This window comes from Prescottella agglutinans (genome assembly GCF_004011865.1).
Taxonomy (GTDB): Bacteria; Actinomycetota; Actinomycetes; order Mycobacteriales; family Mycobacteriaceae; genus Prescottella; species Prescottella agglutinans.
The window spans coordinates 126,254-145,851 of the sequence record NZ_RKLP01000005.1; the positions used below are offsets into that span (position 1 = coordinate 126,254).

The following is a 19,598-nucleotide window of genomic DNA, read 5'->3' on the forward strand; positions in this document are numbered from 1 at the left end:
AGAGTAAGTTCAATGTCGATACCGCACCTGGCGTAGCGGGTGCCCGATCAGCGACAACGCAACCGACAGCAACAACACAAAGAAGGTGGACCGTGGCAGCCAGCAAGGGCGCTCCCGACCTCTACTCGCAGTTCCTCTCGTCCGCGCCGGGCGCATTCATCGCCAAGCAGGCCGGGTTGCCGCAGCCGGAGAAGCTGCGCCGCTACAAGACCGGTGAGCCCGCGCTGGCCGGCCCGATCCTCGTCGGCGGCAAGGGCCGCCTGGTCGAGCCGATCCGGGAACTGCTGTCGGACTACCCCGCCGCGCAGCCGCACGACGACCGCTACGGCGCGCTGGTGTTCGATGCGACCGGCATCGGCCAGGTCACCGAACTGGTCCAGCTGTTCGAGTTCTTCCAGCCGGCCATCCGCAACCTCGCCTCGTGCGCCCGCGTCGTCGTGCTCGGCACCACCCCCGAACTCACGTCCGGCGTCGACGAGCAGATCGCCCAGCGCGCGCTCGAGGGCTTCACCCGCAGCGTCGGCAAGGAGATCAAGCGCGGCTCCACCGCACAGCTGGTCTACGTCTCCCCCGACGCCGCACCGGGCCTGTCGGGCCTCGAGTCGACGCTGCGCTTCCTGCTGTCCGCCAAGTCGGCGTTCGTCGACGGCCAGGTCATCCGCGTCGGTGCCGACGACTCCGTCGCCCCCGCCAGCTGGGACCGCCCGCTCGAGGGCAAGGTCGCCGTCGTGACCGGCGCCGCGCGCGGCATCGGCGCCACCATCGCCGAGGTGCTCTCCCGCGACGGCGCGCACGTCGTGTGCGCCGACATCCCGGCCGCCGGCCAGGCGCTGTCGGAGACCGCCAACAAGGTCGGCGGCACGTCGCTGGCCCTCGACGTCACCGCCCCCGATGCCGCCGACAAGCTCGCCGAGCACCTCACCGAGCGTCACGGCGGCGTGGACATCATCGTCCACAACGCCGGCATCACCCGCGACAAGACGCTCGCGAACATGGACGAGGCCCGCTGGAACAGCGTCCTGGGCGTCAACCTCCTTGCCCCGCAGAAGATCACCGAGGCACTCGTCGCCAAGGGTGTGCTGCGCGAGGGCGGCCGCGTGATCGACGTGTCGTCCATCGCCGGCATCGCCGGCAACCGCGGCCAGACCAACTACGGCACCTCGAAGGCCGGCGTCATCGGCCTGGTCCAGGCCACCGCGCCGGTGCTGGCCGAGAAGAAGATCACCATCAACGCCGTCGCCCCGGGCTTCATCGAGACCGCGATGACCGCCGCCATCCCGTTCGCGACCCGCGAGGCCGGACGCCGCATGAGCTCGCTGCTGCAGGGCGGCCAGACCGTCGACGTCGCCGAACTGGTGTCGTACTTCGCGAGCCCCGCGTCGAACGCCGTCACCGGCCAGATCGTCCGGGTGTGCGGCCAGTCCCTGCTGGGGGCGTGATGACGGGCCGCAAGGGCACCCTCGTGCAGTTGCACGAGCAGCCCGGCACCCTCGACAACTACGCGCGCGCCGCACTCGGCGCACTGCCGTTCGTCAAGCCGTCCGGCCGTCGCAGCCTGCCGAGGGAGACGCTGGCGCTGTCGGGTCTGCGCGTCGACCACGACAACCTGGCCGCGTACGCGAAGGTGTGCGGGCTGCGCTTCGGTGACACCCTGCCGATCACGTACCCGTTCACGCTCGTGTTCCCCACCGTGATGCGACTGCTCACCGCACGCGAGTTCCCCTTCCCGGCAATCGGTTCCGTGCACACCGACAACGTGATCGAGCAGCTGCGCCCGATCTCGGTGAGCGAGCCACTGGACCTGAAGGTCCGCGCCGAGAACCTGCGCCCGCACACCAAGGGCACGCAGGTGGATTTCGTCAGCGAGGTCTCGGTCGGCCGCGAACTGGTGTGGCGTCAGATCAGCACGTTCCTCAAGATGCACCCCACGGGCGCACCGAAGGAACCCAAGGCCGAACGCGTGGACGAGGTCCCGCCGCCGCCCACCCGCACGCTGCGGGTGGATCAGAAGATCATCGGCCGGTACGCGGCGGTGTCGGGCGACCGCAACCCGATCCACGTCTCGTCGTTGGGCGCCAAGGCATTCGGCTTCCCCAGCACGATCGCGCACGGCATGTGGAGCGCCGCGGCGGCACTGCAGCCGCTCGAGGGGCGAGTTCCCGACGCGGTCACCTACAGCGTCCGCTTCGGTAAGCCGATCGTGCTGCCGGCGACCGTCAATCTCTACGCCGACCGGACCTCCGACGGCTGGGATCTGTCACTGAAGAACCCGAAGAAGGGCTACCCGCACCTCACCGCGACGGTGCGCTGACATGGTCGTAGGGCGGGGCGGACACTCTTCGTCCCGCCCTCGCGACGTCAGCCCTCGCGCGTTTCCAGCTCCGCCAATTGCTGCCGGAGCCGACCGTTTTCGGCGCGAAGCTCATTGTTGGCCGCCTCGAGTTCGAGGATCTGCCGGATCCCGGTGAGATTGACGCCGACCTCGACCAGTTCGGACACTCGGGACAGCCGGTAGAGGTCTTCCTCGCTGTAGCGCCGCGTGCCGCCGCCGGTGCGCGACGGGTTGATCAAGCCGCGACGCTCGTAGAGCCGCAGAGTCTGCGGACCTATTCCGGTCAACTCCGAGGTGACCGAGATTCCGTAGACTCCGCGGGTGGAGCGGGGCGGAGACTGTTGCGTCATCGTGGCCTTCATATCGCGTCGGGTTCTGTCGCGGGAGGGGATTGCTCACCGGTCGCTTCGCCCCACGCGCCAGACATTCCGGGCGACTTCAGCAGGCTCGTACCGATGACCTCACCGTAGCACCGACACCACATCGAATGTGTGCCGGGAGACGAAGATTCCCTGTCGTCGTGAGCCACAACAAGGTTGCACCCTCACATCTCACCCTGAGTGCTCAACTCCCCCAGCTCGAGATCGGCCTCGATCCAGTTTCCGGTACGCCCGAGTTCGACGATGGCCAGATCGAGCGCGTCGACCAACCACTGATGCTGGGTCGTCACGAGGACCTCGGACTCCTCGGCGGCGGAGTCCTGATAGAACCGCACCACCCACGTGTCGGCCGTGGCGTCGTCACCCGAGAGCCCGTCGACGACGTGATTCGTGGCCAGCAAGTAGCGGTTGTACTCGAAGTCCACGCGGATGGCATAGCCCGATCCCGTGTTCACCACGTTCGCCGGGCGATGGGTCGCCGTGGCGAGCGCCGTGAGAGCGTCCGCATAGTGGTCGGCGTGTTCGCGAGAACGTGGCACTGGTGGTCACCTCTGTCCGAGTGGCCACCGCAGGCTTTGCGGCAGCAGGGGCGAGGACACACGACCCCGTTCGAGCCGTCCGACATCGCTCCCCTGCCCGAAACGTTACGCGTCCGTCATCATCCGGCGCGCCCGAGGCTCGTTGGCGCCATGCGGATCGAGACATCTCCGATAAATCCCCTCTCACCTGCAACGAAGATCTACTGGAGAGTAGAAGTCAATTTATCTGCTTTCTCCGATATAGATTTTGTAGTACGGTTCGGAAGTCAAAGCTTCCAGATGCAAGAGAAGAAGAGTGAGACGGAGGGGGAAGACCAGCCCATCAGGGCAGGCCACCTCCGCTCCCGGTCTTCCAGACCCGACCGGCGAACACGCAAGCTTCGCCGACCACGGGTGGGCCGTATCAGAGAAGAAAGGATGACCGCACGTGAGCGCGAACCACTCGGCCGTTACCGGCCGCACGTCGGCCACATGGTCGCTCAGCACCGAGGAACTCCGCAGCCGGCTGGACCAGATGTTCGCCGGCATCGCCGACACCCGGATGGCTGACGCCGAACTCGACGCCGCCTGACTCGTCGTCCCGCGCCACGAACGGCGCCTGCGCGATCGACAGTCCCGACATTCACGAGGAGCATTCGATGACCGGAATCCGACCGAACCTCGCACCCCTGGCCGACACCTGGGAATGGCAGCAGCACGGCAGCTGCCAGGGAATGAACGAATCGATCTTCTTCCCCCCGACCGGCGAGCGCGGCAACGCCCGCATGATGCGCGAGCGGCGCGCCAAGGCGATCTGCGCGTCGTGCCCGGTCCTGAACACGTGCCTCGAGCACTCCCTGGCCGTACCGGAGCCGTTCGGCGTCTGGGGCGGCGTGGGCGAATCCGAGCGCGCGATCATGCTGCGCGGCCGCCGCGTCCGGAACCGCCGCGCGGCCTGACGTTCACCCCCTAGAATCCGGCCGAACCGAAATGCCAAGGAGTGCAACATGATCACTCTGGGAATCATTCTTCTAGTCATCGGATTGCTGATCAAGATTCCGATCCTGTGGACCCTCGGCGTCATCGCCCTCGTCGTCGGCGCGGTGCTGCTGATCCTCGGCGCGGCAGGGCGCGCCGTCGGCGGCCGCAAGCATTGGTACTGACCGAACGAGAAAAAGAAGGGTGGGACGGCGATGCCGTCCCACCCTTCTGTCGCTTCTGCGGACTACTTCTTCTTGCCGCCCGCCAGGCCCCGCCACGCGAGCTTGTCGAGCAGTTCGACGGCCGCATCGACATCGATCTCACCGCCGGCCACCCGGTCCGCGACGGCCTCGCCGGCGCCCACCAGCGCCACCGCCATGATCGAGAAGTCCGTGCCGGGCTCCGGCTCCTTGGTGCTCGACTCGAGCAGCTTGGCGGTCAACTCGATCAACCGGTCACGGCTGCTGCCGACCTGCGACGCGAACGCCTGCTGACCGATCGCCTGCCGGTACAGCACCATCCACGAACTGCGGTTCTGGTCGACGAAGCCCAGGAACCCGGTGAGGGCCGCACGCAACTGATCGCGCGGCGGCAGATTGGGGTCGCCGGCGGGCGAGATGGCCTCGACGAAGCGCAGCCCCTCGCGGTGGATGCACGCGGCGAACAACTCGTCCTTGGAGCCGTAGTACAGGTACAGCATCGGCTTGGAGATGTTTGCCCTGGCCGCGATCGCGTCCATCGAGGCGTCGTGGAACCCGTTGTCGGAGAAGACCTCGACGGCGGCGTCGAGCATCTGCTGTTCGCGCACGGCCCTGGGCAGCCGCTTGGTGCCACCAGCCATAATTCCTCCAACCAGGGGTAAGACTCGCTATCTTACTCGATGGTAAGAAGGTCAGTGTTCGATCACTATTGTGACCCAGCCCCTGCTCAGCAGGTCACCGCCCCCTTCGCCCGCGCCACCGTCAGGACCGACTGGTCGACCTGCGACGCCTGCAGTCGACCCGCCGCGACCGCCTGTTCCAGGTGGTCCAGGACACGCGGGACGTCGTCGGTGGTGAGCCACAGCGCCACCGTCACCCCGGACGCGAGCGCCTGCTCGACGGCCTCCGCGATGTCGAACCGGTCGGTGATCGCCTTCATCCCGCTCAGGTCGTCGGTGAAGATCGGGCCCGTGAACGGCGGGGCGCCGTAGCCCGTGCCCTCGCGCAGCAGCGACACGGCCTCCGGGCTCAGGCTGGCCGGCAGGTTGTCGGTCGTCAGACCGGGGACGTTGAGATGTCCGAGCATCACCCCGACACCGGTGTCCACCAGTTCCCGGTAGGGCACCAGGTCGGTCGTCTGCAACTGGTCGAGCGGCGGCGTGGTGACGGCACCGGTGTGCGAGTCGCCCGACGCCGAACCGTGGCCCGGGAAGTGCTTGAGCACCGGCATGATTCCGGCGTCGCGCATGCCGCGTGCGTACGCGTCCGCGTAGGTGGTCACCACCTGCGGATCGTTCGAGAACGACCGGTCACCGATCACCGAGTCGTCCGGCTGGCTGCTCACGTCGACGTCCGGCGCGAAGTTCACGGTGATCCCGAGCTTGTGCAGCTCGCGGCCGCGGTCACGCGCCATCTCGTAGGTCTGCTCAGGCGTCATGGTCTGCGCGACCCGGCGAGCCGAGGGGTCCGGACCGTACAGCTCGTCGACGCGCGAGACCCGTCCGCCCTCCTCGTCGATCGTCACCATCAGCGGCACCGAACTGGCCTCCGCGGCCTGGTCGACTCCGCCGTCGGCGAGCATCGCGTCGTCGGTCCAGCTGCCGATGAAGATGCCGCCGATCTGCTCGGACTCGACGATGTCGAGCGCGTCCTGGGTGCCGGTGACCCCGACCGTGAGCAGCTGCGCAAGCTTCTGCCGTTCAGTGAGCGAGTCCAGGAAGGCGGGCCCGCACACCGCCGAGCCGAACGGCGACGGCGCCTTGGGCGCGCTCGACGTCTTCGACACCGGCTGCGACGTCGAGGACGGCGCCGGGGACTCGGTCGTGGTCGTGTCGGTGCCGTTCCCGGACGAACAGCCGACGGCCAGTCCGGCGCACAACGCGACCGCCACCACATGTCGAATTCGCATATATCCGACGGTAGTCGACATCCGATCGGGCCATTTCCCGAGCCGAACGTCACAGGTAATGGCAAGGTAATCTCAAGTACGGAGAGCCGAAGACCGCGACCGCCGGTCGACCCGGATTTCAGGAGGTCACAGTGCCTGCAGATCTCATGCTCATCGCCTACGACGGCTCCGACAACGCCAAACGCGCGATCGAATACGCCGGCCGGTTCCTCGCCGCGAATCGCGCCGTGGTGGCCACCGCGTGGGAGCCGATGGTGCGGCAGGCCGCGCGGATGTCCGGACTGTCCGGCGTGATGCAACCCGAGTGGGTTCCCGACGAGGCCTCCGAGGACATCGCCCTGACCGACGCGAAGACGACCAACGACGAGGGCGTGGACCTGGCCCTGGCCGCCGGGCTCAACGCCGAGGGTCGGTGTTGCGAGTCCGCGACCGCGATCTGGGCGACCATCGTCGAGTGCGCCGACGAGTTGAACGCCGACATCATCGTCACCGGCACCCGCGGCACCACCGGACTGCGGTCGCTGCTGCAGTCCAGCGTCGCCGACCACGTGCTGCGGCACAGCCACCGACCGGTCCTGATCGTCCCGCCGGGGAAGTAGCGGGCCGAACCTCGAGGCGGCCGGCCGCGGTGCCCCGACTATCGTCGGCAGCACCATGGACGGCTTCCTGCTCTCGCGCCCCGATCGCACTCTCCGCACCACCGGCGCGCGGGATCGATTCGACAGCGCGACCGCGGCGACGGCCGCCCTCGCGGCCGGACGGACCGAACTGATCGTCGGCGCGCTGCCGTTCGATCCGGCCGCCCCAGCCGCACTCACCGCCCCCGAGACGGTGTCGTGGGCGCCCGGCCCGTGGCGCCCCGCCACCCCGAACCCGGCGCCGCTGCCGCGCGTGCGCATCGAAAGCGAAATACCCAGCGCTGCAGAACATGTCGAACGGGTGCGCGGATTGCTCGAGCGCCTGGGGCGCGGCGAACTCGACAAGGTCGTCGCCGCCCGGGCGGTGCGACTGGTCGCCGACGGCCCGATCTCCCCGGAGGCGCTGGCCGCACACATGGTCGTGCGCCACGAGGCCGCCAACGGATTCGCCGTCGACCTGACCGCGGCCGGTGCCGGCTACGTCGGGCACACCCTCGTCGGCGCCAGCCCGGAGATCCTGCTGAGCCGACGCGGCACGACCGTCACCTGCCGTCCGCTCGCCGGATCCGCGCCGCGACACACCGACCCGGCCGCCGACCGTGCGGAGGGCGACCGCCTGCTCGCGTCGGCGAAGAACCTCGCCGAGCACGCGTTCGTCGTCGACTGGATCCGAGACGTCCTGTCGCCGCTGTGCACCGACCTGGACGTGCCGTCGACACCCCAGCTGACCCGGACCGGGGAGCTGTGGCACCTGGCCAGCCCCATCCGCGGCGAACTGCGCGACGCGTCGCTCGGGTCGCTCGACCTCGCGACCCGGGTGCACCCGACACCGGCGGTGTGCGGCACCCCGACCGACCGCGCCCTCGACACGATCCGCGAGATCGAGGGCGACCGCCGCTTCTACGGCGGGGCCGTCGGCTGGTGCGACGCGGCCGGCGACGGCGACTGGGTGGTCGCGATCCGGTGCGCCGAGATCGACGCCGACGGCACCACCGCGCTCGCGTGGGCGGGCGGCGGGATCGTGGCGGCGTCCGACCCCGTCGCCGAACTGGACGAGACGACCACGAAACTCGGCACGCTGCTCGGGGCACTCGGCGTGGACTCGCCCGCCGCTGACACGGCAGGTGATACCTTGACCCGGATATCGCGTACGCACGAGTAAGAACGCGCGCGTACCCGGCGGCTCGACCATGGGAGATCCGAGATGGCGAAGTTCCTTGTCCCCGGCGTTGCCAGCGCTGTGATCGGTGCACTCGTCGGTGCAGGCGCCGTGCTCGGCGTGACCGCGGCCGCTCAGGACAACACGCTTCCCGACATCGACCGCTCCGGTAACGCCCCCTCCTCGATCCTGAACCAGGTTGAGTACGGCAGCCGCTGAGCCCGCTCGTATCGCGCGTTTACGCACCTCCCCCTCCTCCGGCGGCCCCGCCGGTGAGGGGCCTTCCGTCGAACCTTCGACCGAACCACTGACCCGGCGCTGGCTGATCGGCGCCGGGTTCGTCGCGCTGGTCGTGTGCCTGCTGCAGTCGCCGGGCCTGATCGTCGCCGACACCAAGTACGACCTCACCGAGAACCCGATCGGCTTCCTCTCCCGCGCCGCCCACCAGTGGAGCAGCGTGGCCCCGCTCGGCCAGGTCCAGAACCAGGCCTACGGCTACTTCTTCCCGCACGGCGCGTTCTTCGCGTTCGGCGAGTTGCTGCACGTCCCGCCGTGGATCACCCAGCGGGTGTGGTGGGCGCTGCTGATCGTCGCCGGGTTCTGGGGGATCATCCGCGTCGCCGAGGCACTCGGCATCGGCAGCCGCAGTTCCCGGATCGTCGCGGCCGTCGCGTTCGCGCTGTCGCCGCGCGTGCTCACCACGATCGGCTCGATCTCGTCCGAGTCGCTACCCATGATGCTGGCGCCGTGGGTGCTGCTCCCGGTGATCCTCGCGACCTCCCCGCGTTGGCGCGCCGACCGGTCGCACAGCCTCGGCCGGCTCGCGGCGCAGTCGGCGCTCGCCGTCGCGCTCATGGGCGCGGTGAACGCCGTCGCCACCGCCGCGGCCTGCCTGGTCGCCGGGCTGTGGTGGATCGCGCACCGACCGAACCGGCGCTGGTGGGTGTTCACCGCGTGGTGGGTCCCGTGCCTGCTGCTGGCGACGCTGTGGTGGATCGTCCCGCTGCTGCTGCTCGGCCGGGTGAGCCCGCCGTTCCTCGACTACATCGAGTCGTCCGGCGTCACGACGCAGTGGACGTCGCTGACCGAGGTGCTGCGCGGCACCGACAGCTGGACGCCGTTCGTCTCCCCCGAGCGGGTCGCGGGCACCGTGCTGGTCACCCAGCCCGTCGCCGTCGTCGCGACCGGACTGATCGCCGCCGCCGGGCTGGCCGGGCTGTGCATGCGGAAGATGCCCGCGAAGGGGCGGCTGACCCTGATCCTGTTGGTCGGCATCGCCGGGCTCGGCGCCGGCTACCTCGGCGAACTGGGTTCCCCGATCGCCGAGCAGGTCCGGGCGTTCCTCGACGGCACCGGCGCCCCGCTGCGCAACGTCCACAAGCTCGAGCCGCTGGTCCGGCTGCCGCTGGTCCTCGGCCTCGCGCACCTGCTCGCGAAGGTGCCGCTGCCCGGTTCGGTGCCGTTGCGACGCTGGCGCAGCGCCTTCGCGCACCCCGAGCGCGAACCGATGGTCGCGGTCACGTCGCTGCTGCTCGTCGCGCTGACCCTCACGACGTCGCTCGCCTGGTCCGGCAGGCTCGCCCCGCGCGGCGCCTACGACGAGGTCCCGCAGTACTGGCACGACACGGCGCAGTGGCTGGCCGACAATGCCGCCGGGTCGGGCGACGGCGCCGACGCCGAACGCGCGCTCGTGGTGCCGGGTGCCCCGTTCGGCGCCCAGGTGTGGGGACTGACCCGCGACGAGCCGCTGCAGGCCCTCACCTCCACCCCGTGGGCGGTGCGCGACGCCGTCCCCCTCGTCCCGCCCGGCGCGATCCGCGCCCTCGACTCGGTGCAGCGCCTCATCTCCGACGGACGCCCGTCGGCGGGTCTCGCCGACACGCTGCTCGGGCAGGGCATCCGCTACGTCGTCGTGCGCAACGACCTCGACCCCGACACGTCGCGGTCGGCGCGCCCGATCCTGGTGCACCAGGCGGTGGAAGGGTCCGGCGGGCTCGAGAAGGTGGCCCAGTTCGGCGAGGACATCGCGCCCGAAACCGCCGAGAACGTCGTCGTCGACGGCGACCTGCGCCCCGCCTACCCGGCGATCGAGATCTACCGGGTGACCTCGCCGAGCGGCGCGACACCGCCCGCCGGTCCGTACACCGTGGACCTGGACGCGGTGCCCGTCGTGCAGGGCGGACCCGAGTCGCTGCAGCGGCTCGCCGAGAACGGCACCGTCACCGGTCCCGCGCTGCTCGCGACCGACGCGAGCCGGGCCGGCATCGACGTCGGTTCGGTCACCGTCACCGACACCCCCACCGACCGGGAGACCGACTTCGGTCAGGTCGACAACCACAGCTCCGCGCTGCGCGGCCCCGACGACCCGCGCCGCACCTACAACGCCGTCCCCGACTACCCGGTGCCGGAGGCCCCGCTGGTCGAGGGCGAGTGGTCCGGCTCGATCACCGTGTCCAGCTCGGCCTCGGATGCCACCCAGCTCGGCGGGACCGCGCCCGGCAGCGGACCGGCCGCGACGGTCGACGGCGATCCCGCGACCGCGTGGCTCAGCAACGGGCTCGAGACCGCACGCGGGCAGTGGCTGCGCGTGGACCTGGACACCCCCGTCACCCGCGGGATGCTGCACCTGACGACCAGTCCCGCCGCCTTCGGCCCGCCCGTGAAGTGGCTGCGCATCGAGACGCCCAACGGATCGACGTCGGTGAAGATCGACAAGCCCGGCGAGCCGGTCGACGTGTCGCTGCCGTCGGGCACGACGCCGTGGCTGCGGATCCTCGCGACCCACACCGAGGACGGCTCACCCGGATTCCAGTTCGGGATCAGCGAGCTGTCGGTCGACGACTACTCGTCGGGCAGCCCGGTGCCGGTGCCGATCGTGCACCGCACCGTCCTGCCCCCGACGCCCGTCGGCGCGGACGTGCGCGGCTGGGATCTGGGCCAGGAGCTGCCCGGCCGGTCCGGGTGCGCCGACGGCCCGGACCGCGTGCACTGCAGCAGCGCGCTTATCCTGCCGCCCGAGGAGCCGGGGACCTTCACCCGCACCCTGTCCGTGCCGGACGCGACGACCGTCACCCCGGAACTGACGCTGCGGCCCCGACCCGGCGCGGCCCTCGACGCGCTCGTCGCCGACCCGGCGGCGGTCACCGCCCGGGGCGGATCGGACGGCGTCGAACTGCGCGGAAGCGCGACTGCCGCCGTCGACGGCGACGTCGCGACGTCGTGGACGGCCCCCGCCGAGACGGCGAAGGGCAAGGGCGGAATGCCCACCCTGACGATCAAGCTCCCGCAGCCGACGCTGGTCACCGGCCTGCAGTTGACCCCGAGCCCCGGCGACCTGCCCGCCGCGCCGACCCGCGTCGCCGTCAACCTCGGCAACGGACCGCAGACCCGCGACCTCGACGACTTCGAAGACGGCTCCCGCGCACCCCGGACGATCTCCCTCGAACCGCACGTCACCGACACCATCGTGCTGTCGCTGGTGAAGTGGACCGACGTCCTCGACCGGACCGGACTCGGCTTCCTGCAGCTGCAGCCGGCCGGCCTGGCGGAGGTGGTCGCACTCGGGGCGGACGGCAACCCCGTGCCGGGCACCGCGACCGGGCCGTCCGAGCGCACCGTGACGGTGGGGTGCGACGCCGGACCCACGCTCGTGATCGGCGGGACGACGGTGCGGATGACGATCGCCACGACCGCGGGGCGGCTGGGGTCCGGGCAGCCGGTGACCGCGACCCCGTGCACGCCGGACGCGGTGCCGCTCCCGGCGGGCCGTCAGGACGTCGTCGTCGCGCCCGGCGCGGCGTTCACCGTGGACGGACTGCAGCTGAACGCGACGCCCGCGCCCCCGGCCGCCGCCCCGGCCTCGCCCGCCGTGGGGCGCTGGACCGCGAACCTCCGGGAACTCGACGTGACCGCATCCGACACCGACCGGCTGCTGGTGGTCCCCGAGAGCACCAACATCGGCTGGGTCGCGACCACGCCGGACGGCACCGAACTGCAGCCCGTCGTGGTCGGCGGGTGGCAGCAGGGCTGGATCGTGCCCGCCGGAACGGACGGCACCGTCACCCTCACGTTCCCCTCGGATCGCTGGTACCGCGCCGGGATCGCGTTCGGGCTGCTGCTGTTGATCCCGCTGGCGCTACTGGCCCTCGTCCCGCGGCGACGCACCCGCGAACCCGGGCCGGCACCGCGGCCGTGGCGCAGTGCCGTGGCCGCGGCCGGCGGGGTGCTGGCCGTCGCGACCGTGGTCGCGGGGCCGGTAGGCACGCTGGTCACGGTGCTGGTCGCTGCCGGGGCGCTGGGCCTGTCACGCTGGCGCGGCCCGGCGTTCGCCGCCCGCGTCCTCGTCGGCACCGCCGGGGTTTCGGTCGTGACCGCATCCGTGCTGCTGTCCACCGGGCCGTGGCGGGCCGCCGACGGCTACGTCGGGCACTCGTTCCTGATTCAGCTGTTCGCGCTGATCGGCGTCGTCTGTGTCGGGGTCGCGGCGCTGCCGCTGTCGCGCTCGCCGATGTGGCGACGCTTCTCCCAGCGCTTGACGGCCCGGCGCGCGGGCTCCTCCACCAGCGCGTAGCTGGCCGACGCCACCGCGATGCTCAGCACCGAGGTCACCGCGAGGACGAACCAGAAGTTGCCGTTGAACGGGGCGATGCCGAACATCGGGAACACGATGGTCAGCACCGCGAGATGCCAGATGAACAGGCCGTAGGACCATCGCCCCACCGCCAGCGCGACGGGACTCGCCAGGATGCGGTGCCGGTGCCCGGCCAGCACCAGCGGCGCGAGCAGCGCGAAGCTCATCACCGCGCCGAGAGCGATCTTGGTCGCGTACTGCCACGGCGCGGCCCGCACCAGTCCCTCGGGACCGGCCAGCCACGTCGTCGACAGCGCGAACGCGACCACCGCGATCGCCGCCATCCACACCCGGCGCTCGGCCAGCCGGTGCACCCACGTCCCGCCCACCATCGCGAGTTCGGCGAGCAGCATGCCCGCCGCGAACCACGGGACGTATCCCGGAAGCCAGTTGTCGTGGTGGATGCCGTCCGGCGCGGGCACCGGCAGGAACGCCCACGTCAGGCTCACCAGCGCGAGTCCGAGCAGCACCGGCACCCGGAACCGGGCCGCCGATCCCCGCAGCTTCACCAGCGCCAGCGCGAGGAGCGGCAGCACCAGGTAGAACGCCACCTCCACCGACAGCGACCACATCTGGGTCAGCCCCTCCGTGAGGGTCAGCGGCACGAAGACCTGCACCAACGCGAGGTTCGCGGCCCACACCTTCCACCCGCCCCCGGCGGCGGGCAGGAACGCCAGCACCAGCACCACCAGCACCCAGTAGGCGGGCAGGATGCGGGCGGCCCGGTTGAGCCAGTACTTGCCGACCGTCGGCGGAGACCCGAGCCCGCGGGCCGCCGCGGCGTGCGGGCGCCACAGCAGGAAGCCCGACAGCGCGAAGAACACCGCCACGGCGAGGTCGAACCGTCCCCAGATCCTGCCCACGATCGCGTCGCCCGTGGCACCGGTCTGAAACGCGACGTGCGTCACCAGCACGCCGAACGCCGCGAATCCGCGCATCCCCTCGAGCGCCGGTACGAACGCCCGGGGATTGCCGACCGGAGCCGGTGCGGCGAGGTGTGAGCTGTTCATCGCCGTCAAGTGTGCCCGGGTCGTTGCGGAACCGAAAGAGCGACGTGAACGATCCTCAACCCCCGTGCTGACGCAAACAGGACAGCACGACTGTTAGTGTCTGGGCTCACGTGGTGTCGCGAATGTGGGCACCGTGCGACCCGTGCAGCGGGCACGCTGCCGGTGGGGGTATCTCAATTCAAGAACATTGAGTTAGGAGACAGCATGGCCGAGCGCTCAGGCCCGAACCGGATACTCGCGTGCATTCTGGTGGGCCTCGGGACCTTCCTGCTCGCCGTCGCGGTCCTCATTCCCGCGTACACCGTGGACAAGCTGAAGAAGACGCCGCTGGATCTCGAGGTCACCACCGTCGCCACCGGCACCGGCGACGTGCTCGACTCCAAGGCGCTGCTCGCGGGCAAGGCCGAGGTCAACACGAACGTGCCGATCGTCGCGCAGCGATACGTCATCACGGAGCAGCCGTCGGACGCCGAGGTCATCTCGCTCCAGGCCGGTCAGACGCTGATCCGCACCGACAAGCAGGGCGACTCGGGCCTGCTGACGGCGACGGTCGACCGCGTGACCGCGGACCGCGTGAGCTCGATGCCGGTGGAGCCGCCGGTCGGCACCATCCAGACGTCGTCGACCGAGCCCGCCGAGGAGGTCTCCCACACCGGCCTGCAGTACAAGTGGCCGTTCGATGCGGAGAAGAAGAGCTACCCCTACTTCGACCTGAACTCGCGCACCACGCAGGACATCAATTTCGTTGAGGAAACCGAGATCAACGGAATGAAGGTCTACCACTACAACCAGGTGATCGAGCCCGTCGACCTGTCCAAGGTCGTTCCGTCGGCGCCCACCAACAAGCTGACGCTGCCCGCCAAGACGTGGGGCGTGCCCGGCGACGACCAGCCGGTCACGATGACCCGCTGGTACGCCAACGAGCGCGACGTGTGGGTCGACCCGGTCACCGGTGTCGTCATCAAGGGCCAGGAGAAGCTCTACCAGTACTACGCCCGCGACAAGGCCAAGCCGGAGGTCACGGTCCTCAAGGTCACGCTGCCGTTCGACGAGAACACGATCGAGTACCAGATCGGCCAGGCCAAGGACGGCCAGGACAAGCTGTCGCTGTTCGGTCGCACCCTGCCGATCGTTGCCGGCATCCTCGGCGTGATCGCGCTGATCGCCGGCATCGTGCTTGGCATCCGCGGCGGCCGCGGCAAGAAGGGCGCCACCACCGACGGCCCGGAGAACCCGCCGGCCGGATCGGGTCAGGCCCCCGACCACGACTGGACGTCGGACAAGACCGAGGAGTTCCCCACGGTCAACATGAACCAGGGCGGATTCACCGAGCCGCCGCGCCAGCAGTAACCGGCGCTCCCTGACACCGGCAGAACCCCCGCACGGACCTCCGTGCGGGGGTTCTGTCGTTGTGTGCCCGGTCGTTGTATGCACGGTCGTTCGCCCGTCCCCTTCGCGTTTTGCGCACTTATCGCGGGATTCCGGGCCCATCCGGCAGCGTTTTGCGCACTTATCGTGATGGGAGGGGGTCTCGGCGACGCGAGTTGCGCACTTATCGCGCGACGTCGGCGGAGCGTGCCCCGCGCACCGCGAGCAGCGAGGCGGTCGCGGCGGTCACCGACGCCACGCACATCGCGACGGTGACGAACTCACGGACGGTGTCGGCGACGGTGAAGAACAACGCGGCCTCGACGGCGAGACCGACCCACGCGACGATCGCGAGGTGGGTGCGCTCGCCGGCGATCGCGGACAGCAGCGCGCCCTGCAGCACCGCGAGGGCGGCGCCGTTCCACGCGAACATCCACAGGATCCCCTGGACCGGCGCGTAGTCCTCGCCGAACAGGATCGGTGCGAGCGGGGCCGCGACGGCGGCACCGACGACCAGGACGGCGCCGAGCGCGGTCAGCACGCCGAGCGCGGACCGGACGGCCCCAGCGGACTGTTCCGGGTTCGCCATCTTCGGGTAGAGCACCACGCCGATGGCCTGCGGCAGCCAGAACGCGGCCTTGGTCGCGACCGCGCCGGCCGCGTACAGCCCGGCGTCGTGGGAGTCGAGCACCATGCGGGCGATCACCAGGTCGATCGACGTCAACGCGATGAGCGCCAACTGCACCTGCGAGGCCCGCAGCACCGTCCCGACACCGATGGTCGCCGCGCCACCCTCTCCGTCGGTGTCGGGCGCGCGTCGGCTCGCGATCAGCCGCGCCACGAACGCCATAACGCCGGTCCCGGCGGCTCCGGCGAGCAGGGTGGGCCCGGGACCGCCGCCTACCGCCAGCACCGCGACCGCGGGGGCGACCTTCGCGATCCCGGCACCGGCCAGCACGACGCTCAGTTCGGCGAATCTCCCGGCGCCCTGCAGCAGGCCCTGTTCGGTCGCGAGGAGCACCAGCAGCGGGGCGGCGACGAGTGCCGACGCCGTCGCGGCGAGACTCGTGTGGAGCGCCCACGACATGACCGGGACGAGTACCAGCGCGATCACGCCGACGATCGCGGCGCAGCGGTACCCGAGCGCCCGCAGCGCCGCGGTCGGCTTACCGTGCACCACTTCCCGGGCCACGACGGTCTGCAGTGCCAGCGCCGGTACCGCGAGCACGAGTTGCGCGGCGAGCAGGCTCGCGAACTCGCCGTACCCGGCGGGACCGAGCCACCGCAGGGCGGGCAGTGCAAGCAGGTAGGCCGCGATGTTCGCCGTCATCGACCCGACGGTCACCATCGTCATCCCGGCGACGGTGGAGCCGGACAGCGATTGGCGTGGCATCCGCCAATGATCGCACCAGTACAGTGCGCCTCATGACGGCACGGCGCACGACACTCATGCGGGCGGCGCCGATCCTGTACAGCCTGACGCTGGCGGCGCTGATCCTGGGACCGCTGCTCGGCCCCGGCTATCTCCTCATCCGCGACGCCGTGAGCACGCCGCGCTCGTATCTCACGGACTCGGCGCTGGGACTGACGGACGCCGCGGCCCGCGCGGTCCCGCAGGACTGGCTGGTCGCGGTGCTCAGTTCCGTCGTCGACGGTGGCCTGGTGGTGAAGGCGATCCTGCTCGCCGCGCTGTGGCTGGCCGGGTGGGGCGCGGCCCGCATGGTCGCGGTGCTGTTGCCCGGCGCCGGGCTGGGGCCGCAACTGGTGGCGTCGACGGTGATGCTCTGGAACCCGTACGTGGCCGAGCGACTGCTGCAGGGCCACTGGAGCCTGCTCACCGGGTACGCGGCGCTGCCGTGGATCGTGGTCGCGGGCGTGGCGGTCCGCCGCGGAAACCGGGCCGGCTGGCCGCTGCTGACGCTGTGCCTCGCCGCGGCGGCACTGACCCCGACGGGAGCGCTGCTGGCCGTCGCCGTCGCGCTGGCCGTGCTCGCCGCGCCGGGCGGCAGGAACCGCGTCCTGCCGCGGCTGATGTGGACGGCGGCGCTGTTCGTGGCGGTGTCGGCGCCGTGGCTGGTCGCGACGGCGCTGTCCGGCGGCGGTGGTACGTCCGACCCCGCGGGCGTCGCGGCGTTCGCGGCCCGCGCCGAACCCGGACTCGGCACCATCGGCAGCCTCGCGGGGCTGGGCGGCATCTGGAACTCGACGGCCGTGCCGGGATCGCGGACGTCGCTGTGGGCGCTCGCGGGCACGCTGCTGCTGCTCGCCGTCGTCGTGTGCGGGCTGCCCGCGCTGTGGCGGCGACGCCGTCACCCGGTGATCGTCGCGCTCGCGGTCCTCGCCGGGCTGGCGATGCTGCTGCCCGCGCTCGGCGCCACCGGGTGGGGGCTGGCGGTCGGCGAGTGGGCCGTCGTGCACGTGCCCGGTGCGGGGCTGCTGCGCGACAGCCAGAAGTGGGTGGCCCTCGCGGCACCGCTGTACGCGCTGGCCGCGGCGGCCGGGACGCGTGCGCTCGCCGCGCGGGTCTCGTTGCCGGGCGCCGTCCCCGTCGCGGCGATAGTCGCCGTCGTGCTCGCGCTGCCCGACCTGGTGTGGGGCGTCGGCGGCGCGCTGAGGCCGGTGCAGTACCCGACGGCGTGGCAGCGCGTCGTCGACGAATTGGAGGCGTCGACGGAGGCGGGCGACGTGGCGGTGCTGCCCACCGGCATGTTCCGCAAGTTCCCCTACAGCGGCGACGCGCCCGTCCTCGATCCGGCGCCGCGGATGCTGCCCGTGGACGTGCTGCAGACGGGGCAGCTCGTCGTCGGGCAGGCCGCGACCGTCGCGGGCGAGGGGGCGCGGGCGTCCCGCGTCGAGCGCTTGCTGCTGTCCGGCGCCGGCCCGGAGGCACTGACGGGCGAGCAGGTGCGGTGGGTGCTCGTCGAGCGCACCACCCCCGGGCCGCTCGGCGACTCGCGGCGCAGCCTCGAGCAGCTCGAGCCGGTGTTCTCGGACGACGAACTGGCGCTGTACCGGGTGCCCGGCAGCATCCCCCCGGACTTCGGCGACGGCCGCGCACCGGCACTCGCGGCCCACATCCTCTGGGCGGCGCTGCTGGTGGTCGGCGGGCTAGGCGTCCTGCAGACCCGGCGACGCGATCGTCGGGGCTTCGGCGCCGGCGATGAGCCCCGACATGTGCCGTCCCGCGGCTGACGCCGCGAGCACCGCATGCACCCCGGCCGCGGTCTGCTCCCAGGAGAACTCCAGGGCCCGCAGCCGCGCCTTGTGGCCGAGGTCGGCGCGCAGTTCGGCGTCGAGCAGCAGCGATTCGACGGCGCTCGCCAGCGCGGGAACCGCGGCCGCCCGATCCGCGGCGGCGTCGTCGGAGTCGCCGCCGACGAGCAGTCCGGTGACGCCGTCGATGATCGAGTCGGTGAGCCCCTTCGAGCTGCGGTAGCCGACGGTGGGGACCCCGTGCTGCGCGGCCTCGATCACCGCGAGCCCCCAGCCCTCCTTGCGGGACGGCATGACGTGCACCCACGCGCGGCCGAGCAGTTCGTGTTTGCGGTCCTCCGGGACGTGGCCGTGGAAGGTGACCGCGTCGCCGATGCCGAGTTCGTAGGCGCGCTCGCGCAGGTTCTGCTCCCACCAGCCGCCGCCGATGACGTCCAGGTGCAGTGCCGGAATGGTCCGGCGCAGCTGCGCGACCGCGGCGAGGGCATCCTCGATCTGCTTGTGCGGCACCAGCCGCGACAGCACGCACACGCTCGGGTGCGGCGTGCGGGTCTCGTCGCCGCCGGCCGCGACGCCGGCCGGGATCGCGTCGGCGCCGTTGCGCACCACGGCAATTCGGTCCCGCTCGACGCCGAGGTCGGTGAGTTCGTCGGCCGACGGCAGCGACACGGTCAGGTACTGGCTGTCGCGATGCACGCGCGGGGAGAGCCACGACTCGATCCACCAGCCGACGCGCCCCATGAGCCGGCCGGCGACGGGCCACTGCTCGCGGTGGCAGTGGTGGACGAGCACGGTGACCGGCGCGCCGGCGACGGTCCGGGAGAAGAACGGGATGCCGTTCTGGGTGTCGATGACGGCGTCGGGTCGCAGACCGGCGAGCGGGCCGAGTCCGAGGCGCCCGGCGAGGATCGCAGCGAGCGCCCGCGGATACACCGTGAGCCGGCCGCCGCCGCGAACGATGCGGACGCCGTCGACGATCTCCTCGCGCGGGGCGCCGGGATACCCGGCGGTGCGGAACGTGACCTTGATGCCGCGGCGCGCGAGACCCGCCCCGACCTCCTCGAGGTACCGCTCGCTGCCGCCGCCCTGGGGATGCCCGGTGTCGCGCCAGCACAGCAGGAGAACCTCTCGCACGTGCGTGCCCCCTCACTGGCTCGGACGGTCGCCTGCGACACACCTTATCGGCTGGATGCGGCGCGCCCTACCGCCAAGTAGCGGAACACGGCGAACAGGACCGCGATATGTCCGATCGCTAAGGTT

The 19,598-nt window shown here is 71.1% G+C and carries 17 protein-coding genes and 1 pseudogene; 11 read left to right on the plus strand and 7 right to left on the minus strand.

What is annotated here, in order from left to right:
* Positions 1-92: 92 nt before the first annotated feature.
* Positions 93-1,439 (plus strand): 3-oxoacyl-ACP reductase, encoded by a 1,347-nt coding sequence (locus EGT67_RS11235; protein WP_127916162.1) that lies wholly within the window; start codon positions 93-95, stop codon positions 1,437-1,439.
* Positions 1,439-2,311: a MaoC/PaaZ C-terminal domain-containing protein gene (locus tag EGT67_RS11240; RefSeq protein WP_127916163.1), complete on the plus strand. Its 873-nt coding sequence runs from the start codon at positions 1,439-1,441 to the stop codon at positions 2,309-2,311. Before EGT67_RS11235 ends, EGT67_RS11240 begins: the two co-directional genes overlap by 1 nt.
* A gap of 47 nt (positions 2,312-2,358) precedes the next feature.
* Here EGT67_RS11240 and EGT67_RS11245 read toward each other — a convergent pair whose 3' ends face one another.
* Positions 2,359-2,694, minus strand: a complete 336-nt coding sequence (locus EGT67_RS11245; protein ID WP_127916164.1) for a MerR family transcriptional regulator — start codon at positions 2,692-2,694, stop codon at positions 2,359-2,361.
* Positions 2,695-2,876: 182 nt separating this feature from the next.
* On the minus strand, positions 2,877-3,251 hold the full coding sequence (locus EGT67_RS11250; RefSeq protein ID WP_127916165.1) for a hypothetical protein: 375 nt from the start codon (positions 3,249-3,251) through the stop codon (positions 2,877-2,879).
* Positions 3,252-3,678: 427 nt separating this feature from the next.
* Between EGT67_RS11250 and EGT67_RS25065 the strand changes: the two genes are divergently transcribed.
* From EGT67_RS25065 to EGT67_RS25070, 3 genes are all read left to right on the plus strand, one after another.
* Positions 3,679-3,822 carry a hypothetical protein gene (locus EGT67_RS25065; RefSeq protein ID WP_164877537.1) on the plus strand — a complete coding sequence of 48 codons (144 nt, stop codon included), beginning with the start codon at positions 3,679-3,681 and terminating at the stop codon, positions 3,820-3,822.
* Between the two features lie 67 nt (positions 3,823-3,889).
* Positions 3,890-4,189: a WhiB family transcriptional regulator gene (locus EGT67_RS11255; protein WP_127916166.1), complete on the plus strand. Its 300-nt coding sequence runs from the start codon at positions 3,890-3,892 to the stop codon at positions 4,187-4,189.
* 48 nt (positions 4,190-4,237) lie between these two features.
* The gene (locus EGT67_RS25070) at positions 4,238-4,393 is read left to right on the plus strand and encodes a DUF6131 family protein (RefSeq protein WP_164877538.1); all 156 of its coding nucleotides are present in this window, start codon (positions 4,238-4,240) and stop codon (positions 4,391-4,393) included.
* Positions 4,394-4,455: 62 nt separating this feature from the next.
* On the opposite strand, the gene EGT67_RS11260 is transcribed toward EGT67_RS25070, so the two are convergent.
* Together EGT67_RS11260 and EGT67_RS11265 are read right to left on the minus strand one after the other, a co-directional pair.
* Positions 4,456-5,052 (minus strand): TetR/AcrR family transcriptional regulator, encoded by a 597-nt coding sequence (locus tag EGT67_RS11260; RefSeq protein WP_127916167.1) that lies wholly within the window; start codon positions 5,050-5,052, stop codon positions 4,456-4,458.
* Positions 5,053-5,138: 86 nt separating this feature from the next.
* Positions 5,139-6,320, minus strand: a complete 1,182-nt coding sequence (locus tag EGT67_RS11265) for a glycoside hydrolase family 3 N-terminal domain-containing protein (protein WP_127916168.1) — start codon at positions 6,318-6,320, stop codon at positions 5,139-5,141.
* A 131-nt stretch (positions 6,321-6,451) separates the two neighbouring features.
* Between EGT67_RS11265 and EGT67_RS11270 the strand changes: the two genes are divergently transcribed.
* The 4 genes from EGT67_RS11270 (at position 6,452) to EGT67_RS11285 (ending at position 12,687) form a co-directional block, all read left to right on the plus strand.
* A complete protein-coding gene (locus EGT67_RS11270; RefSeq protein WP_127916169.1) occupies positions 6,452-6,919 on the plus strand; it encodes a universal stress protein in 468 nt (155 codons plus the stop codon).
* A 55-nt stretch (positions 6,920-6,974) separates the two neighbouring features.
* Positions 6,975-8,120, plus strand: a complete 1,146-nt coding sequence (locus tag EGT67_RS11275; RefSeq protein WP_127916170.1) for an isochorismate synthase — start codon at positions 6,975-6,977, stop codon at positions 8,118-8,120.
* A 42-nt stretch (positions 8,121-8,162) separates the two neighbouring features.
* Positions 8,163-8,336, plus strand: a complete 174-nt coding sequence (locus EGT67_RS11280; RefSeq protein ID WP_127916171.1) for a DUF2613 domain-containing protein — start codon at positions 8,163-8,165, stop codon at positions 8,334-8,336.
* Between the two features lie 88 nt (positions 8,337-8,424).
* Positions 8,425-12,687, plus strand: coding sequence for an alpha-(1->3)-arabinofuranosyltransferase (locus EGT67_RS11285; protein WP_206612355.1), 4,263 nt, complete (start codon positions 8,425-8,427; stop codon positions 12,685-12,687).
* On the opposite strand, the pseudogene EGT67_RS11290 reads toward EGT67_RS11285, so the two are convergent.
* Positions 12,582-13,757, minus strand: a pseudogene (locus tag EGT67_RS11290) (acyltransferase family protein); the annotation flags it as partial. The gene EGT67_RS11285 and the pseudogene EGT67_RS11290 overlap by 106 nt on opposite strands.
* A 204-nt stretch (positions 13,758-13,961) precedes the next feature.
* On the opposite strand from EGT67_RS11290, the gene pgfA reads away from it, so the two are divergent.
* The gene (gene pgfA, locus EGT67_RS11295) at positions 13,962-15,107 is read left to right on the plus strand and encodes a cell envelope lipid trafficking protein PgfA (RefSeq protein WP_127916172.1); all 1,146 of its coding nucleotides are present in this window, start codon (positions 13,962-13,964) and stop codon (positions 15,105-15,107) included.
* 202 nt (positions 15,108-15,309) lie between these two features.
* Here the strand turns inward: pgfA and EGT67_RS11300 are convergent, their stop codons facing one another.
* Positions 15,310-16,518 (minus strand): polysaccharide biosynthesis protein, encoded by a 1,209-nt coding sequence (locus tag EGT67_RS11300; RefSeq protein ID WP_127916173.1) that lies wholly within the window; start codon positions 16,516-16,518, stop codon positions 15,310-15,312.
* A 32-nt stretch (positions 16,519-16,550) separates the two neighbouring features.
* Here EGT67_RS11300 and EGT67_RS11305 point away from each other — a divergent pair, with 32 nt between their 5' ends.
* Entirely contained in the window at positions 16,551-18,317 is a 1,767-nt protein-coding gene (locus EGT67_RS11305) for an MmpA family trehalose lipid delivery protein (RefSeq protein ID WP_127916174.1), read from the plus strand.
* Here the strand turns inward: EGT67_RS11305 and EGT67_RS11310 are convergent.
* The gene (locus EGT67_RS11310; protein WP_127916175.1) at positions 18,234-19,472 is read right to left on the minus strand and encodes a glycosyltransferase family 4 protein; all 1,239 of its coding nucleotides are present in this window, start codon (positions 19,470-19,472) and stop codon (positions 18,234-18,236) included. The genes EGT67_RS11305 and EGT67_RS11310 overlap by 84 nt on opposite strands.
* Positions 19,473-19,598 lie beyond the last annotated feature (126 nt).

What these genes read in the sequence shown, in the direction of transcription:
- EGT67_RS11240 (WP_127916163.1), top strand. Translation starts at nt 1,439, where the DNA reads ATGACGGGCCGCAAGGGCACCCTCGTGCAGTTGCACGAGCAGCCCGGC.
- EGT67_RS11245 (WP_127916164.1), bottom strand. Translation starts at nt 2,694, where the DNA reads ATGAAGGCCACGATGACGCAACAGTCTCCGCCCCGCTCCACCCGCGGA.
- EGT67_RS11255 (WP_127916166.1), top strand. Translation starts at nt 3,890, where the DNA reads ATGACCGGAATCCGACCGAACCTCGCACCCCTGGCCGACACCTGGGAA.
- EGT67_RS25070 (WP_164877538.1), top strand. Translation starts at nt 4,238, where the DNA reads ATGATCACTCTGGGAATCATTCTTCTAGTCATCGGATTGCTGATCAAG.
- EGT67_RS11260 (WP_127916167.1), bottom strand. Translation starts at nt 5,052, where the DNA reads ATGGCTGGTGGCACCAAGCGGCTGCCCAGGGCCGTGCGCGAACAGCAG.
- EGT67_RS11265 (WP_127916168.1), bottom strand. Translation starts at nt 6,320, where the DNA reads ATGCGAATTCGACATGTGGTGGCGGTCGCGTTGTGCGCCGGACTGGCC.
- EGT67_RS11275 (WP_127916170.1), top strand. Translation starts at nt 6,975, where the DNA reads ATGGACGGCTTCCTGCTCTCGCGCCCCGATCGCACTCTCCGCACCACC.
- EGT67_RS11280 (WP_127916171.1), top strand. Translation starts at nt 8,163, where the DNA reads ATGGCGAAGTTCCTTGTCCCCGGCGTTGCCAGCGCTGTGATCGGTGCA.
- pgfA (WP_127916172.1), top strand. Translation starts at nt 13,962, where the DNA reads ATGGCCGAGCGCTCAGGCCCGAACCGGATACTCGCGTGCATTCTGGTG.
- EGT67_RS11300 (WP_127916173.1), bottom strand. Translation starts at nt 16,518, where the DNA reads ATGCCACGCCAATCGCTGTCCGGCTCCACCGTCGCCGGGATGACGATG.
- EGT67_RS11305 (WP_127916174.1), top strand. Translation starts at nt 16,551, where the DNA reads ATGACGGCACGGCGCACGACACTCATGCGGGCGGCGCCGATCCTGTAC.